This window comes from Sinorhizobium mexicanum, assembly GCF_013488225.1.
Classification (GTDB): domain Bacteria; phylum Pseudomonadota; class Alphaproteobacteria; order Rhizobiales; family Rhizobiaceae; genus Sinorhizobium; species Sinorhizobium mexicanum.
On the sequence record NZ_CP041241.1, the window covers coordinates 588,235 to 604,603 of the forward strand.

At 62.1% G+C, this 16,369-nt stretch carries 15 protein-coding genes; 10 read left to right on the top strand and 5 right to left on the bottom strand.

Going from position 1 to position 16,369, the window contains the following annotated elements; translation table 11 throughout:
* Positions 1-158: 158 nt before the first annotated feature.
* On the bottom strand, positions 159-947 hold the full coding sequence (locus FKV68_RS27015) for an NAD(P)H-dependent oxidoreductase (protein WP_180943587.1): 789 nt from the start codon (positions 945-947) through the stop codon (positions 159-161).
* A 92-nt stretch (positions 948-1,039) separates the two neighbouring features.
* Between FKV68_RS27015 and FKV68_RS27020 the strand changes: the two genes are divergently transcribed.
* Entirely contained in the window at positions 1,040-1,984 is a 945-nt protein-coding gene (locus FKV68_RS27020; RefSeq protein ID WP_180943588.1) for a LysR family transcriptional regulator, read from the top strand.
* A 228-nt stretch (positions 1,985-2,212) separates the two neighbouring features.
* Here FKV68_RS27020 and FKV68_RS27025 read toward each other — a convergent pair whose 3' ends face one another.
* Both FKV68_RS27025 and FKV68_RS27030 read right to left on the bottom strand, forming a co-directional pair.
* Positions 2,213-5,239, bottom strand: coding sequence for a calcium-binding protein (locus FKV68_RS27025; RefSeq protein ID WP_180943589.1), 3,027 nt, complete (start codon positions 5,237-5,239; stop codon positions 2,213-2,215).
* A gap of 364 nt (positions 5,240-5,603) precedes the next feature.
* A complete protein-coding gene (locus FKV68_RS27030; protein WP_180943590.1) occupies positions 5,604-6,377 on the bottom strand; it encodes a GntR family transcriptional regulator in 774 nt (257 codons plus the stop codon).
* A gap of 216 nt (positions 6,378-6,593) precedes the next feature.
* On the opposite strand from FKV68_RS27030, the gene FKV68_RS27035 reads away from it, so the two are divergent.
* From FKV68_RS27035 to FKV68_RS27070, 8 genes are all read left to right on the top strand, one after another.
* Positions 6,594-7,979 (top strand): family 4 glycosyl hydrolase, encoded by a 1,386-nt coding sequence (locus tag FKV68_RS27035; protein WP_180943591.1) that lies wholly within the window; start codon positions 6,594-6,596, stop codon positions 7,977-7,979.
* The gene (locus FKV68_RS27040; RefSeq protein WP_180943916.1) at positions 7,970-8,902 is read left to right on the top strand and encodes a carbohydrate kinase family protein; all 933 of its coding nucleotides are present in this window, start codon (positions 7,970-7,972) and stop codon (positions 8,900-8,902) included. The genes FKV68_RS27035 and FKV68_RS27040 overlap by 10 nt, the downstream gene beginning before the upstream one ends.
* Positions 8,903-8,935: 33 nt before the next feature.
* Positions 8,936-10,201, top strand: coding sequence for an ABC transporter substrate-binding protein (locus FKV68_RS27045; RefSeq protein ID WP_180943592.1), 1,266 nt, complete (start codon positions 8,936-8,938; stop codon positions 10,199-10,201).
* Between the two features lie 76 nt (positions 10,202-10,277).
* A complete protein-coding gene (locus FKV68_RS27050) occupies positions 10,278-10,457 on the top strand; it encodes a hypothetical protein (protein WP_180943593.1) in 180 nt (59 codons plus the stop codon).
* Positions 10,458-10,504: 47 nt separating this feature from the next.
* Positions 10,505-10,642, top strand: coding sequence for a hypothetical protein (locus FKV68_RS27055; RefSeq protein WP_180943594.1), 138 nt, complete (start codon positions 10,505-10,507; stop codon positions 10,640-10,642).
* Positions 10,643-10,653: 11 nt separating this feature from the next.
* On the top strand, positions 10,654-11,763 hold the full coding sequence (locus FKV68_RS27060) for an ABC transporter ATP-binding protein (protein ID WP_180943595.1): 1,110 nt from the start codon (positions 10,654-10,656) through the stop codon (positions 11,761-11,763).
* Complete coding sequence (locus FKV68_RS27065) at positions 11,760-12,653, top strand: carbohydrate ABC transporter permease (protein ID WP_180943596.1); 894 nt, start codon at positions 11,760-11,762, stop codon at positions 12,651-12,653. Before FKV68_RS27060 ends, FKV68_RS27065 begins: the two co-directional genes overlap by 4 nt.
* 5 nt (positions 12,654-12,658) lie before the next feature.
* Positions 12,659-13,537 (top strand): carbohydrate ABC transporter permease, encoded by an 879-nt coding sequence (locus FKV68_RS27070; protein ID WP_425347622.1) that lies wholly within the window; start codon positions 12,659-12,661, stop codon positions 13,535-13,537.
* Between the two features lie 70 nt (positions 13,538-13,607).
* Here FKV68_RS27070 and FKV68_RS27075 read toward each other — a convergent pair whose 3' ends face one another.
* Entirely contained in the window at positions 13,608-13,814 is a 207-nt protein-coding gene (locus FKV68_RS27075) for a DUF2735 domain-containing protein (RefSeq protein WP_180943598.1), read from the bottom strand.
* A 513-nt stretch (positions 13,815-14,327) separates the two neighbouring features.
* On the opposite strand from FKV68_RS27075, the gene FKV68_RS27080 reads away from it, so the two are divergent.
* Positions 14,328-15,368 (top strand): glutamine synthetase beta-grasp domain-containing protein, encoded by a 1,041-nt coding sequence (locus tag FKV68_RS27080; RefSeq protein WP_180943599.1) that lies wholly within the window; start codon positions 14,328-14,330, stop codon positions 15,366-15,368.
* A 108-nt stretch (positions 15,369-15,476) separates the two neighbouring features.
* Here FKV68_RS27080 and FKV68_RS27085 read toward each other — a convergent pair whose 3' ends face one another.
* Positions 15,477-16,250, bottom strand: coding sequence for a TIGR01458 family HAD-type hydrolase (locus FKV68_RS27085; protein ID WP_180943600.1), 774 nt, complete (start codon positions 16,248-16,250; stop codon positions 15,477-15,479).
* Between the last annotated feature and the right edge of the window lie 119 nt (positions 16,251-16,369).

The window sequence follows — 16,369 nt, forward strand, 5'->3', positions numbered from 1 at the left end:
CTGCGGTTAGGGCGAACGAGACGACCGCATGCGTTTGAACACCTGGTCGATCGCTGCCTCGTACGACACCGCCCTTATCGCAGTGGCGTACGAGTTGCTCACGGCAGCAAGTGGCCCGTCGCGCCATTGCCCTGCGACGCTCGAAGCGAAACGAGCGGTCAGCGCGTGCCGTTCAAGTGAAGAGCGAAGCCGTTCGCACCCGGATCGCCGAGGCCGGGTCGAAGCTGAAGGGTCGGGATCACATAGTCTCCACCGTTCTGCCGCCGGTAGGGAATAGGCGGCGTGGAGCCGAGGGTCCGCATCCTCTCGCGCAGGCGCTCGGCTACGGCATCGAAGCTGGTCTCGTCGAGACGATCGACCCGATAGGCGACGAACGGCGGAAGCACGTCGTAGCCCGGATAAAATAGGATCCCGTGATTGATCGGGAATAGGAGTTCGTCGATCGGCCCATTGATCCCGCGGGCGGAGTAATGCTCCTCCCAGCCGCCGGTGGTCACGAGCAACATCGCGCGTTTGCCCGCGAAGGTTCCTTCGCCGAAGCGGTTGCCCCAATATTTGTCACTGTGCTCGCCGACACCATAGGCGAAGCCGTAGGCGTAAACGCGATCCACCCAGCCCTTTAGGATCGCCGGCATACTGTACCACCACAGCGGGAACTGCAGGATCAGGACGTCAGCCCACAAGAGCTTTTCGTGCTCGGCCTTTACGTCTTCGGTCAGAGCGTTGGTGGCGAACGCTTCGCCCGAGGCCTTGGCCACCTTCAATCGCGCGTCCGGGGCGAGCGAGAGAAAGTCGGCATGATCGATCTCGGATTTCCAGCGGTCGGCATAAAGGTCCGATATGCGCACCTCGTGGCCCTGGGCCTCCAGTTCCTTCATGGCGATATCGCGGAGCGCGCCGTTGAGCGAACGCTGTTCGGGATGGGCGAAGACGAGCAGAACTTTCATGAGGTCGGCCTCCAATAGTAAAATCGACGCTTAGCTAGCCAACGCGGCAGTGATCCGCTAGATCTACATAATGGATATGATTTTGCCGAAAAATGGATAAGTCGGACGTCACGCTGGAACGCATGCGCACCTTCGTCCGGGTGGCCGAGCGTGGGAGCCTGTCGGCTGTCGCGCGCGAGTTCGGAGTGGGCCAGTCGACGGTCACGCGTCATCTCAGGGAACTCGAAGAGGCGGTCGGCGTGCCTCTCATCAGCAGGACCACGCGGCGCGTCACCATGACCGATGAAGGCAGCCGCTATTACGCAAACTGCGTTCAAGTCCTTCGCCTCGTCGAGCAGGCCACGGACGAGGCGCGCGGCACGCGTGGCGCTCCAGCCGGCACCATCCGTCTATCCTGCACGGCGGCCTTCGGCGTCATGCATGTCAGCCGGCTGATTTTCGTTTTCCAGGATCGCTATCCCGACATCGGGGTGGACCTCAGCCTCACCGACGAGCGGATCGACCTCGTGCGCGAGGGGTTCGATATCGCGCTTCGCCTGGGCCCGCTTGCGGACAGCTCCATGAAACTCAGAGCGCTCGGCCAGTCGCGGCGCCTGCTGGTGGCGGCGCCGGGCTATCTTGCGGCGCGGGGTGTGCCGGCGGTGCCGCAGGACCTGTCCGGCCATGAGGGTATCCGGATGTCGAACGTGGCGGGAAGCGACGTCCTCACCCTGCAGGGGCCAGGCGGAGGGTCCCATACCGTGCCCTTCGGGGGACGGCTTCGGGTCGATCACGGCCTTGCAGCCCGCGAAGCGCTTGTCGCCGGGCGTGGCATTGCGCCCGCACATCGATGGTTGGTCGACGACCTCTTGGCGAGCGGACGGCTGACGGCGATCTTGGCCGACTATTCGCTTCCGTCCGTTCCTCTGAGCATGCTGATCGTTCCGGAACGCGCGGGCATCGCGCGGGTGCGGCTGCTGGTCGATTTTCTCGTCGAGCAAATCGGGCTCATTCCGGGGATCGAAAAGCCGCAGCCCAGGCACGGCTCCCGGCTTTAAGAGCCGGCCGCCGGAGGTGACCTTCGAGAGAACTAGAGCAATTCCAGGAAAAGTGTATAACGGTTTTCCGTCCGGAATTGCGTAGTTTCAAAGAGTTAGATCATTTCACTGTTTCAATGAAACAATGAAATGATCTAGCCTGAAAACGACGAAACGCCCGCCCCGCTTTCGCGGGACGGGCGCATCCTGGCGACGCTCTACCTTAGAGAGCCCCCTTTGAGGCCCCCCTTAGAGGAAGGAGAAGTCGCTCGTCGAGAGAGTCTTGACGTTCTGCAGGATCGCGACCAATTCCAGGTCCGCCGTCGCGGCATTGCCGTCGGCATCGTACCAGAGGCGGCCATTGTCGGTCTCGAACAGGAACGTGCCCTTGGTGCTTGTCGCGACCGGGTCGGCACCGGTGACCAGCGTCACCGTCGTGTCGCCGGCGGCGATGCCGAAGGCGGCACGGTCGATGACGAGCTTGTCCTGGCCACGGACGAAGTCGGTGATGACATCGCCTTCGCCGTCACGCCCTTCGCGGTCGAAGACGAACCGGTCGTTGCCGGTGCCTCCCGTCAACCAGTCGTCTCCTGCGCCTCCGACCAGGGTATCGTTGCCGTCGCGGCCATCGAGGATATCGTCGGCGCCCTTGCCATAGAGGGTGTTGGCGGTCGCATCACCGCGAATTTCGTCATCGGCTGCGCTGCCGATGATGGTCTCGAAATTCTTGACGGTGAGGCCGAGCGCCAGCCCCTTGTTCTTGGCCTGGGTCTGCAGATCGAGCACGACTGATGTCGCTCCCTCCGCGAAGCTCAGCGTATCGATGCCGACGCCGCCATCGAAGAGATCCTTTCCGGAATGAACGGTGCGGGTGAGAACGTCGTTCCCGGCGTCGCCGAAGAGCTGGTCGTCACCGGCGCCGTCGCGCAGCGTGTCATTGCCGTTGCCGCCCCTGAGGACATCGTTGCCGGACATGCCGTCGAGGATGTCGTTGAGGGTACCGCCCGTGACCGTGTCCTTGCCCTTGCTGCCGACATAGTCGAGCGCTTCGAAGGCGTTGAAGGATGTCGCCGTATCGACATTGACCGTGCCGGTCGAGAAGTTGAAGGCGATATCCTTCGTCTGCTCGGAGACGTTCAGCCTGATCACGTCCGTGCCCGTGCCGCCGTCGGAGCGATCGCCGATGCCGGCATAGACCTTGTCGTTGCCATCCTCGGCGTAGATCACATCCCTGCCGCCCGTGGTGGTCGCAGTGTCACCGTAAATGGTGTCGTTGCCCGTTCCTGCACGGATCGTGTCGTTGCCCGCATCGCCGGACAGGAGATCGTTGCCCGCCCCGGCGCTGAGACTGTCGTGACCGGCGCCGCCGCGCAGATCGTCGTTGAGGCTGCCGCCGGCAAAGACGTCGTTGCCCGTCCCACCGACGAGGGCGACCCGCTCGACGTTTTTCACCGTGACCGGAGCATTCGTAGCTGTCACCGATGCAGCAAGCTTGAAGGTGATGCCCTGCGTGTACTTGCTGAAATTGATGGAGGCGAAGTCGGTCCCCGTCCCGCCGTCAACGACCAGCGTGCCGGTCGAGGCGGCGCGCGCGAAGCTGTCGTCGCCGGTTCCGAGATTGACCGTGTTGTAGCTGGCCGCTCCCGTTGCGCTGTCGCCGACGCTGACCACGTCGTTGCCGTCCCCGGCCGTGATCGAGTTCTTGCCACCAAAATCGCGAATCACATCGTTTCCGGCGCCCGAGTTGAGCGTGTCGCTTCCCTCTCCGCCATCGAGCGTGTCATTGCCGTTGGTGCCGATCAGCGTGTCATTGCCCCCGTAGCCGTAGAAGGCAACGCTGAGCGCTGAGCCGACGGACTTCACCACGTCATTACCGGAGCCGAACTCGACGCGGTAATGCTCGAAGTTCTTGAGGCTCGTACCGTCGGAGAGCGTCGCCGTGGCACCGGTCGCAGAGAACGTCTGCGCGGTTGTCAGCGACCGGCGGTCCACCGCGACCCTGTCTGTGCCCGTGCCGCCGTCGCCCTTGTCGGCGCCGCCGTCGCCCAAAGTGACGGAGTCGTTGCCGATGCCGCCGTTGACGGTGTCGCGGCCAATTCCGGCGAGGAGCGTGTCGTTGCCGGCACCGCCGTCGACGTAGTCGTCACCGGCCGCGGCATCGACATAGTCATTGCCGCTGCCGGTCACGACCTTGTTGATGCCCGAGCCGCTCGCGTAGATCGAGTAGTGCTCGACACCCTTGAACGTCGTGCCGCCGGCGAGGGTATTGATTTCGGTGGCTGCCTTCGCGGCGAAGTTTCCGGAGAAGTTGCGGACCACCAGCCGGTCGCTGCCGCTCACGTCGGTGATCGTGTCCTTGCCTTGGCCGTAGATGTAGTTGAGAGTGTCGTCGCCGGCGCCGCCCTCAAGCTTGTCGTCACCGATGCCGCCGTCCAGCGAGTCATTGCCGGCGTCGCCTGCCAGGCTGTCGTTACCGACGCCGCCAGAAACGACATCACTGTCATTGCCGCCGGAAAGCACGTCGTTGCCGGCATCTCCCGACAGCGAGTCTGCGCCGTCGCCGCCATAGACCTTGTCGTCGCCGTCGCCACCACTCAGGTAGTCGCTCCCGGCGTCACCGTACAGGGTGTCAATTCCGGCGTCGCCGTTCAGGAAGTCAAAGCCGTAGCCGCCGCTGAGCGTATCGTTGCCGTCTCCGCCCTGGAGCAGGTCATGACCGCGTCCGCCCGAAAGCCGGTCGTGTCCGAGTCCCCCGGTCAGCATGTCTGAGTAGTTACCGCCGGTAACGACGTCATCAAAGGCCGTTCCGGTGATGCTGAACGCCTCGACGTTGGTCGTCTGGATGCCTCCGGTCAGCGTTTGCGGTGCGATCCAATCCTTGATCGCGATGTTAAGCTTTGCACCGTGTTCCGAGTAATCGAGCATGACCATGTCGGTGCCGGAGCCACCATCGACCACATCGCCGGAGACTTCGCTGAGCTCAAAGGCGGTGATCGTATCCCGACCGCTGCCGCCATTGAGCTTGTCCTGTCCGGCTCCGCCGCTCAGCATGTCGCTTCCGCTGTTGCCGTTCAGCGTGTCGTTGCCGTCGTCGCCCATGAGGGTGTCACCCTGGAACGAGCCGCTGACCGTGTCGTTGCCCTCGCCGGCACTCACCATGTCGCCGCCCATGCCGCCGTTGACGATGTCGTCGCCGGCAAGAGCATTGATGAAATCATTCTCAAGATCGCTGCCGGTCAAAACGTCCTTGCCGACAGTTCCCATAATATTCGCCATATGTGTTTCCTTGTTCCTGCGCATCGGGACATGCGTCGCTGTTCGCAGAGGCGGCTGCCTCGGCGTGGTGATGGATGGTTTTTTGGAAGAGGCGCCCATGATGGGCGGTCGCTCATCGTCGCGAGCGACAAGGCGTCGAATAGACTAGATGCGGCGCCGTTTCACGGAGTGTCTCCCCAGTCGAACCCCTCGCAAGTCATGCGGTATTGCGTGACCTGAAGAACGTTCCCTGCCGTTCTTGCTGCCATATATTGCCGAGTCCGAGAGCGTTTTGTGTTTCCGCGGGAACAGACCAAACGGGTAGATTCCCCGATCCATACGCAGATCTATGGTTGCAGAGAAAAGGCGCTCGGATGACGACGGATCACAGCCTTCTGTGGGACTGGGTCAACGACAGCGGATAGCGGGTCGGATGGTAGGCAGCGGCGCTCACATTGACCGTGCGGTTGTGCGTGTCGTAGGCGATCTGGTCTAGGGTCAGAACCGCAGCAGGTACGTCGAGCTGGAGCAATGACGCCTCCGTGTCGGTGGCGAGCCGGGCGCTCAAGGTCGATTGGCCGCGCGACGGAATGATTCCATAGCGGTTCTCGAACTCCGCATATAGTGACCGGTTCTCGACCGTCCAGTCGATGTCGAGGATGCCGGGCGCGAGCGAGGCGGAAAACCAGTCCCGCTGGATGACGACCGGCACGTCATCGAGGAGGCGCAATCTCTCCAGGAAAACGACGTCTGCGCCGGTCGGCAGGGACAGCGGCCGCGCGACCTCGGCGTCAGCGCGGATGATCTTGCCGGCGAGGAGGCGCATGCCGGGCTTGAGATTGTTCGCATAGGCCGTCTGGGTGAAACTGCGCACGATCTCGAGCTCATAGATCGGCTTTGGTTCGGTGACATAGATGCCCTTGCCGGGCCGCGTCTGCAGATAGCCGAGGTTCTCGAGCTCCTTTATCGCCTGGCGCACCGTAATGCGGCTGACGCCATAGGCTGCGACCAGTTCCCGCTCTGACGGAAGCTTGTCGTTGACCGCAAGTTCCCGCCTTTCGATCATGCCCTTGAGCAGGTTTCGCAATTGCACGTAGAGCGCATCCGGGTGATTGCGATCGATGGGATTTTCGTCCGGAAGATTTGCGTGTCGTGCCATGCGCCGTTCGTTTCAGCCGCCAGTTGCCGGATGCCCCTCTGCATTGCACCTGGCAAGATTGAAGACAAGAGCCCGGGTGAGATTCCATCCAACCTTGCTTCCCCGCATACCGTTCTCGGACCACCTTGTGGATCGCTGGAAAAGCGCCTGCAGATCGAATTGACATAACTGGTTATATCCAGTAGCGATATCACAATCGGAACGGCGGAGTAAAGAATGAAACTGACCTTGATTGGCGGCGGCGGAGTCCGGGCACCCCTGTTTGTCGGATCTGCCCTGCGGCGCGCGGAACGAAGCGGTCTGACCGAGATCTGCTTGCAGGACATCAATGAGCAGAAGCTCGATCTCTTCGGACGGATCAGCCAGGAGCTGGCCCGGCGCATGCAGTCCCCGGTCAGGATCACGATGTCTGCCGATGCCGAGCGGGCGCTGGCAGGGGCAAGCTACGTCGTGACCACGGTCCGGCCCGGCAATGAAGAGGGCCGGATCAAGGACGAACGCATCGCGCTTGCCCATGGCGTGCTGGGTCAGGAGACCACCGGTCCGGGCGGCTTTGCGATGGCGCTCCGCAGCATTCCGGTCATCCTCAAATACGCGGAAATCCTGAAGAAGGTCAGCCCCGATGCCTGGCTGTTCAACTTCACCAACCCGGCGGGCCTCGTCGCGCAGGCTCTGCAGAACGAAGGTTATCACCGCACTGTCGGCATCTGCGATGGCGCGAACGGTGCGCAGGAAGCCTTGGCGCGCTGGTACAAGGTGCCGCAGAATGACGTGCATGCCGAGGTCTACGGTCTGAACCACCTCTCCTTTACGAGGAGCGCAAAGATCGACGGCAAGGAAGTGCTCCAGCCGCTGCTTGACGACGACGCTTTTATCCGCGCGACGTCGCAGCGCATGTTCGACAGCAAGCTGATCCGCCACCAGCGCAATTGGATCAACGAGTATCTCTATTACTACTACTATGCGGAAAGGGCCGTCGAGGCGCTCAAGTCCGACGAGCGCACGCGTGGTGAAGAGGTCAAGGACCTGAACGCGGCATTGATCGCCAAGCTCGGCACGATCGATCTGGAGACGGACGCCGAGGGAGCGCTGGCCGCCTACTATGCCTATGAGCGGCGACGCAACGCAACCTACATGCATTACGCGCTTGCCGATGCGCCGAGCATGGAAGAGGCCGACAAGTTCGTCGAAAGCGTTGTGGCAGGAGAGACCGGCGAAGAGGGGGAAGGCTACGCCGGAGTCGCGCTCAATCTCGTCGATGCGCTGCAGACCGGAAAGCCCTGCTATACGGGCCTCAACGTCCGCAACGAGGGCGCGATCGACGGCCTGCGTGCCGACGACGTCGTGGAAGTGAGCTGCGTAGTCGACAAGAGCGGTATCAGACCGCTCAAAATCGGCGCCATGCCCGAAGCTCAGGCGCAGCTCGTCCAGAACGTCAAGCGCTATGAGCGGTTGGCCGTCCGCGCGATCAAGGAGCGGAGCCACAAACTCGCCGTCGAGGCGCTGATGGCGCACCCGCTGGTACTCTCCTATTCGCGTGCGGTACCACTGGTCGACGAATATCTTGCTGCCCACGCGCCATATGCAGGTGACTGGTCGTGAATGACGCTCTTGGTTCCCGCTACGACGTGATGGTGGTCGGAGAGTACTACTTCGACCTGATCTTCCGCGGTCTCCCGGACGTGCCGAAGATCAGTGCCGATCTTTGGGCCGAAGAGTTCGAGTGGGTGCCGGGTGCCGCCTATTCGACGGCGCTGGCGCTTGCTCGCCTCGGCACCAGAGCGGGGTGGTGGTGCACCTTCGGGAACGACATCTTCAGCCGCATGATCATCGACGAAGCGCGGCGGGAAAATATCGACGACGGCCTCTTCATCCATCTGGACAAGCCGTTGCGCCGTGTGAGTGCGGCATTCTCGTTCGCGCATGACCGCGGCTTCATCAGCTATGCCGAGCAGCCGGACCCGCTGCCGAAGCCGGGGGATCTCGATCGCATAAGGCCACGCATCCTGCTGCTTCAGGGCTTCTCGCTCGACCAGGAGCGGCGCACGCTCGTCCAGGCGGCGCGCGATCTCGGTATTATCGTCTGCTCCGACCTGCAGCACGTTGACTACAAGCTCTCGACGCCCGGCATTGAAGAGATGCTGAGGCTGATCGATGTCTTCCTGCCGAATTCCTCCGAGGCGAAGGCATTGACCGGCGAGGATGACGTCGAGCGCGCGCTCGCCTCGATCGCCCGTTTCTGCCCGACTGTCGTCATCAAATGCGGCGCCGACGGCGCCATCGCCTCCTCGAAGGGAGAGAACTGCCGCGTGCCGGCGCTCGCCGTCGACGTGTTCGACACGACCGGTGCCGGCGACTGCTTCAATGCCGGCTTCGTCCACGGCATGCTCAACGAGCCGGACCTGCGCGGCGCAATCGAAATCGCCGTCATCTGCGGTTCGCTCGCCGTGACCGGCTATGGCGGCCGCAATCTGCCTTTCGAGAAAGATCTTACGAAATATCGGCGGCGGGAGGCCGCGATATAGCGACGTTCACAAGAGAACGAATGAGGGAACGACATGAAACACAAACTGAAAATGCTGGCAGGCATGGCCGTGGTGGCCTTCGCATCGGCGCTCCCGGCAAAAGCCGAAACGGTCTCGATGTTCTGCTCCGCGACCGACTACGAATTGTGTGAAAGGGCCGTCGCGAAGTGGTCGGAGAAAACCGGCAACGACGTGAAGCTCAACCGCATGCCGCAGAACCTCGATGATGCGATCCCGATCTACCAGCAGCTTTTCGCGGCTCAATCGTCGGACATCGACGTGCTCTATATCGACGTCATCTGGCTTGGCATGTTCAAGGATCATCTGCTCGATGTCACGTCGATGATCCCGCAGGACGAGGTGAAGGCGCATTTCGCCTCCGCCACGGATGCCGCGCGCCTCGACGGCAAGCTTCTGGCGATGCCCTTCTATATCGACACTGGGCTGATGTTCTATCGCAAGGACCTGCTCGAGAAATACGGCAAAGAGCCGCCGAAGACCTGGGATGAAATGACCGCGACCGCGAAGGAGATCCAGGACGCCGAGCGCAAGGCCGGAAACCCGGATATGTGGGGCTATGCCTGGCAGGGCCGCAGCTACGAGGGCCTGACCTGCGATGCGCTCGAATGGATCGCCTCGGCTGGCGGCGGAACCATCATCTCCGACGATGGCGAGGTCACCATCAACAGCCCCGTGACGGAAGCGGCGCTCACCCGTGCGCGCGGCTGGATCGGCACGATTTCGCCCGAGGGCGTCCTCAACTACGACGAGGAAAATTCGCGCGCCCTCTTCGAAAGCGGCAATGCCGTGTTCCATCGTAACTGGCCCTATGTCTGGGGCACGTCGCAGGCGGAAGGCGGCAAGCTTGTCGGCAAGGTAGGTGTCTCCGCCCTTCCGCTCGGAGTCGAGGGGCAGAAGTCAAGCGGCTCGCTCGGCACGGCCTATCTCGGGGTCTCGAAGTATTCCGAGAAGCAGGAGCTCGCGGCTGACCTGCTACGCTACATGGTAGGCTCCGAGGACCAGAAGATGCGCGCGATCGACGGCGGCTACAACCCGACTGTCGCGGCACTTTACGAAGACGCCGACGTACTGGCGAAGATCCCCTTCCTCGGCATGGCAAAGACGGCCTTCGAGGAATCGGTCGCCCGTCCGTCCGCGGCGACCGGCAAGAACTACAACCGCATTTCCCGCACGTTCTACCGTGCTGTCCATGACATCATCTCCGGCAAGGACGATGTCGCGAAGGAACTCGCCGATCTCGAACGGCGGCTGCAGCGCGACGTGAAAGCGGGCGAATGATGAACGCGGCACCTCCGAGGGGATCCTTCGGAGGTGCCTTTTCGCAAACATTGCAGTTCGATGCGATGAGTTCCCGATGGCGAAGCCTATTGTCTTCGACGGACCCGAGGAAATGGGCTCCTATGTTGCCGCGCAGATCCTGACCGGTATCGACAGGGCTGCCCGCGATGGAAAACGCTATCTTCTCGGTTGCCCGACCGGGCCCACGCCTTTCGGGCATTCGCTTCCATCGACGAGGTGCCGACGCATGGGATAAGTGTCGGGCTGAGGACGATCAGCGAGGCGCGCAAGTGCAGGCTGTTTTTGAGCGGCGGCGGTAAGTGGGAGGCGCTGAGGCGCATAACAACGGCAGGCAACTTCGACGCCGACTGGCTCGCGACCATCGTGCTCGAATGCAGCGACAGAGAAATCCTGGCCGACCGCGCCGCGGCAGGCCTTTGAAGGACAGCGGAATGGCTTCAGTCACCTTGAAAAACGTCAGCAAGAGCTTCGGCGCCTACGACGTCATCCGGTCGATCGATCTGGAAATCGCGGATGGCGAGTTCACGGTGTTCGTCGGCCCGTCGGGTTGCGGGAAGTCGACGCTTTTGCGCCTGATCGCCGGGCTTGTCCCGGTCTCCGAAGGTGACGTCTTCATCGGTGGCGAGCAGGTGACCGACGTCCCGGCATCGAAGCGCGGGCTTGCCTTCGTCTTTCAATCTTATGCGCTCTACCCGCACATGAACGTTTCGCGCAACATCAGCTTCGCGCTCGAAACGGCGCGCCTCGGCAGGGACGAAATCCGCCGCCGGGTGACCAAGGTCGCGGAGATGCTGAAGATCGGCCATCTGCTCGACCGGCGCCCGCGGCAGCTTTCCGGCGGTCAGCGGCAGCGCGTAGCGATCGGCCGCGCGCTTGTCGGCCAGCCTGAGGTCTTCCTCTTCGATGAACCGCTGTCCAATCTCGACGCCGATCTGCGCATGGAAATGCGCTTCGAGATCGCCAAGCTGCATGCCGACGTGAAGACGACGATGATCTATGTGACGCACGACCAGACCGAGGCGATGACGCTCGCCGACCGGATCGTCATCCTCAATCAGGGGCGCATAGAGCAGGTCGGTCGGCCGAGGGAGCTTTATGACCGGCCGGCAAACAGGTTCGTCGCCGGTTTTCTCGGCAGTCCGCGCATGAACTTCGCGCCGCTCGACCGCACCGCCTCTGCCGGCGGCGCGCTCCGGGGCATCGGCGGCTTTTACCATGCCGCTGAACCGGTTGACGCCGACAGCCCTGTCGAGATCGGCCTCAGGCCCGAAGCCCTCAAGCTGGTGAGCGCCGAGACCAAGGGCGCGATCCGCGGAACCTTCGAGCGAATGGAAGACCTCGGCTACGAATATGTCTGCTATGTGCGCCTCAGCGAGACGCTGGTCTGGACCGTGCGCTCGACCGGAAGCCCGCCGGCATTTGCAGAGGGGCAGCCGGTCGGGCTCGCCTGGCAGCCTGAAAACCTCTATCTCTTCGCCGAAGACGGGCGACGGATCGATCACGGCGGCGCCATGCAACTGGCATCGGGAGCTTCGCTGTGAGTGCGGCCGAGAGGATGCGGCGAGAGCAGAACCGCACAGCGTGGCTGTTTCTGCTGCCGCTGATCGTCGCGCTCGTCGGCGTTGCGATCTGGCCGCTCGCGCGCAGCATCTTCTTTTCCTTCACCGACGCCTTCCTCGACGCGCCGGCGAACTACGGCTTTGTCGGGCTCGACAATTTCATAACCGTCGCCGAGGACCCAGTGTTCTGGCGCGCGGTCCAGAACACGTTGTTCTTCACGGTCATATCCGTCGGTCTGGAGACGCTGCTGGGATTGGCAATCGCGCTTTTGCTCCACCGGGCTTTCGTCGGCCGGGGCATCGTCAGGGCAGCTATCCTCGTTCCCTGGGCGATGCCGATGGTTGTCTCGACCCGGATATGGGAGTGGATGCTCAATGACCAGTTCGGCCTCGTCAACAAGCTGCTGGTGACCCTGGGCCTCGTAGAGAAGGGCATCGCTTGGACCGCCGAACCCTCGCTCATCCTCTATACGGTGATCTTCATCGATGTCTGGGTGACGACGCCGTTCATGGTGCTGCTCATTCTCGCCGGGCTCCAGCTGATTCCGGAAGAGATCTACGAGGCAGCTGAGGTTTCCGGCGTGCCGCACTGGAAGCGCTTCTGGTCGATAACGCTGCCGCTCGCGACGCCCGCGATTGGCGTCGCGATGCTGTTTCGCACGCTCGATGCGCTCAGGATGTTCGACCTCAGCTATGTGCTCGCGGCCAACAATGAAAACACGATGACGATGTCGATCTATGCCCGCGACCAGTTGATCAGCTTCCAGGACCTCGGCCTCGGCTCGGCGGCCTCCACCTGGGTGTTCATGATCATCGGGCTGATTGCGATCGTCATTGTTGGCGTCCTGCGCCTCGATCGCGCGACGGGTTGACGAAAATGGCAATGACGACGGCTGCCACGGCAAAACGCTATTCCAACAGCACCTACCGCACGATCCGGCGCGTGAAGACTTTCGGCCTCTATGCGGGTGTTGCGGCCGTGCTCGTCTACATGCTCTTTCCCTATTACTGGGCGATCGTATCGTCGACCAAATCCGGCCAGGCGCTCTATCAGTTCAGTCTGCTGCCATCACTGGATTTCGGCAACTATTGGCAGTTGTTCCACAATCCGGTTTTCATGGGCGCGCTCATAAATTCCGGTCTCGTCGCTTTCGCGAGTACGATGATCTCGCTGGTGATCGGCATTCTCGCTGCCTATGCGCTCGGGCGTCTGCATTTTTCACCCGGCCGGATCATCTTGATTGCCGTCCTGATGATCTCGATTTTCCCGCAGGTGGTGGTGCTCTCGGGAATGTTCGAAGTTATCGGCTGGCTTGGGCTCTATAACCGCCCGTCAGCGCTCATCGTCTCCTATCTTATTCTCACGCTGCCCTTCACCACCTGGATCCTGACGAGCTTCATTCGCGATCTGCCGACCGAGCTCGAGGAGGCGGCGCTCATTGATGGTTGTTCGCGGCTGAGAGTCCTGACCCATGTGCTGCTGCCGCTGATGGGGCCGGCGATCGCCAGCACCGGGCTGCTCTCGTTCATTCTGGCGTGGAACGAATTCCTGTTCGCGCTCACTTTCATCCTGACCGACGAGAACCGGACCGTGCCGGTTGCGATCGGCTTGCTCACCGGCAGCAGCCGCTACGAATATCCGTTCGGCCAGATCATGGCCGCGTCGGTGACCGTCACGTTACCGCTGCTGGTGCTGGTGCTGATTTTCCAGCGCAAGATCGTCGCTGGCCTGACGTCGGGTGCGGTGAAAGGGTAGCCGTGTTACTGACAGGCCGGCACCGCCCGCGATTCATGCAGATGATCAAAAAATAGGCGGTGCGTTCGCGTTAATTCAGCTTGCCCGGAATGCCGGGGCGATCTTTGGTTTCGGCGCGAACGGCCTCTTCGTGGTACCAGCAACCGTCGATGGCGGCGGCGCAAATGTCCTGCGCGTCGAGATCCGCCTTCTCGTCCCGGCGATTTTCCACCCTTCTCAAGGGTTTCGCGGGGAACGGATAAATCGTCGCCGACCTGCGGTACAAACTCTCGGCCATCGTCTGGTCTCCCTTGAGTTCCGTGAGGGATCATAGCGCATCGCATCCGATTTGCACATAGTTTGCGCGAAATGATGAAAACTCAATCAATTGCGCGCCGTATTTGTGGGCACGTGCTTTCGCGCGATTAAAAATTAACCGCGGCGCGGGAATTTTTACGGCGGCCATACGCTTCCGACGCAAATCTGGCTTCGCCCCGCCGTGTGGTTCGATGGCGTCGGTCCGACGCGGCGGGAGCTTGGCCCGGTGCGATGCGGGGCTGAGCCGAAATCAACTAACCGATTGACTCTATTACAGCGTTCCAGCTGCCTAGCGGGCAGTGGATGGCTCCGCGCTCGGACCCGGGATCCGGGCCGTCATTCAATTCGTTCATCATCGGCGGGCCGCAAGGACCGAACTGGCACGCAAAATGCTTGAGCAGTTCCGGATCCCTGGCGGTCAGCGCTTCGCAAGCGTGTCTGTCCGTCAGGATTTGTTCAAAGCCTCGCAACACCACGTTATGAGAGATTCGCAATGACAAAGTATAAGCTCGAGTATATCTGGCTCGACGGCTGCACCCCGGTACCGAACCTGCGCGGAAAAACGCAGGTCAAGGAGTTTGATGCATTCCCGACGCTCGAGCAGCTCCCGCTCTGGGGGTTCGATGGTAGCTCGACGATGCAGGCCGAAGGTCGCAGCTCCGATTGTGTGTTGAAACCGGTCGCGATCTATCCGGACCCGGTTCGCACCAACGGCGTACTGGTCATGTGCGAAGTCATGATGCCCGATGGCAAGACCCCGCATCCGTCGAACAGCCGCGCGACGATCCTTGACGACGATGGCGCCTGGTTCGGTTTCGAGCAGGAATACTTCTTCTACAAGAACGGCCGCCCGCTCGGCTTCCCGGAGCAGGGCTATCCGGCGCCCCAAGGCCCGTACTACACCGGCGTCGGCTACAAGAACGTCGGCGACATCGCACGCCAGATCGTCGAAGAGCACCTCGACATCTGCCTGGCTGCCGGCATCAACCATGAAGGCATCAATGCCGAAGTCGCCAAGGGCCAGTGGGAATTCCAGGTCTTCGGCAAGGGCTCGAAAAAGGCTGCCGACGAAGTCTGGATGGCTCGCTACCTGCTGCAGCGCCTGACGGAAAAGTACGGCATCGACATCGAGTGGCATTGCAAGCCCCTCGGCGACACCGACTGGAACGGCTCGGGCATGCACTGCAACTTCTCGACCGCCTATATGCGCGAAGTCGGCGGCAAGGACTACTTCGAGGCGCTGATGGCTGCCTTCGACAAGAACCTGCATGAGCACATCGCCGTCTATGGCCCGGACAACCACCTGCGCCTGACCGGCAAGCATGAGACGGCGCCGTGGAACAAGTTCAGCTATGGCGTGGCCGACCGCGGTGCATCGATCCGCGTTCCGCACAGCTTCGTCAACAACGGCTACCGCGGCTACCTCGAAGACCGCCGCCCGAACTCCCAGGGTTGCCCCTACCAGATCGCTTCGCAGGTCCTGAAGACCATCTCGACCGTTCCGATCGAAGGCAGCGTCGCGAAAGTCGCATAAACACTCCCCGCGGCGCCGACGCGAATGTCGGCGCCGTGTCTCTTTCTCCCGGTCACTATCGTTTCTCTCCCGGGATCCGCAGGCGATCAGGAATACCCATCGCCGCTTTCAGGGCGTTCTTGTGTCGAGGATCCAGTCGACCGCTTCGGAAAGATCACGAAGCGTCGCGGTCGGCACCGGCTCGAACCGGCGCTCGTCGCCTTCGCGGTATTTGCCTGTGCGCACCAGCACGGCATGTCCCAAACCTGCCTGCAGCGCGCCCGCCACATCCGTTTCGGCGTCGTCACCCACCATGACGGCTTGGTCGTCCGGACAACTCATCGTTGCGAGCGCAGACCGGAAGAATGGCTGCGACGGCTTCCCGAGCACAATCGCGCTCTTCTGGCTGGCGAATTCCAGTCCTGTCACGAACGCTCCCGCGTCGAGGCTGAGCTTTCCATCGGAATCCCTGAAAGTCCTGTTCGGGGCGAGCGCCAGCAATTCCGCGCCGGCAATCAATTCGCGAAACGCCGCGTTGAGCGCCGGATAATCGAAAGCCTCTCCCGCATCACCGACAACGACGGCCTTCGGCAGACCGGCGCTGAGATCGGCGAATTCCTGTACGAGATTAGGATGGACAAGCAGATGTGGCGATCGGCCATGCTCGGCAAGCCATCGGCGTGCCGCCTCAGCCGGCGTGAAGACTTCGTCGGCCGCCACGGAAAGGCCCAGCCGGGCGAGCCGGTCAAGAACGGCTGGTTTGGTTGAGCGGGTGGTGTTGCTGACGAAGCGCATGGGAAGGCCGGCGTCCCGCAAGCGGCGAACGGCGTCTGTTGCGCCAGGCACGGCCTCTTCGCCGTCATAGATGACGCCAGCAAGGTCCAAGAGTACACCGCTGATCATCTGAGCAGGATGACATGGAGGCGTGCGGGGTCAAGGTCCGGCAATCCGCAGCGTCACCCGGTGGCTGCGCTGTGTGCCAGCCGGCGATCAATGCCGCGGTCGCTCGCTTCTACTGGGAT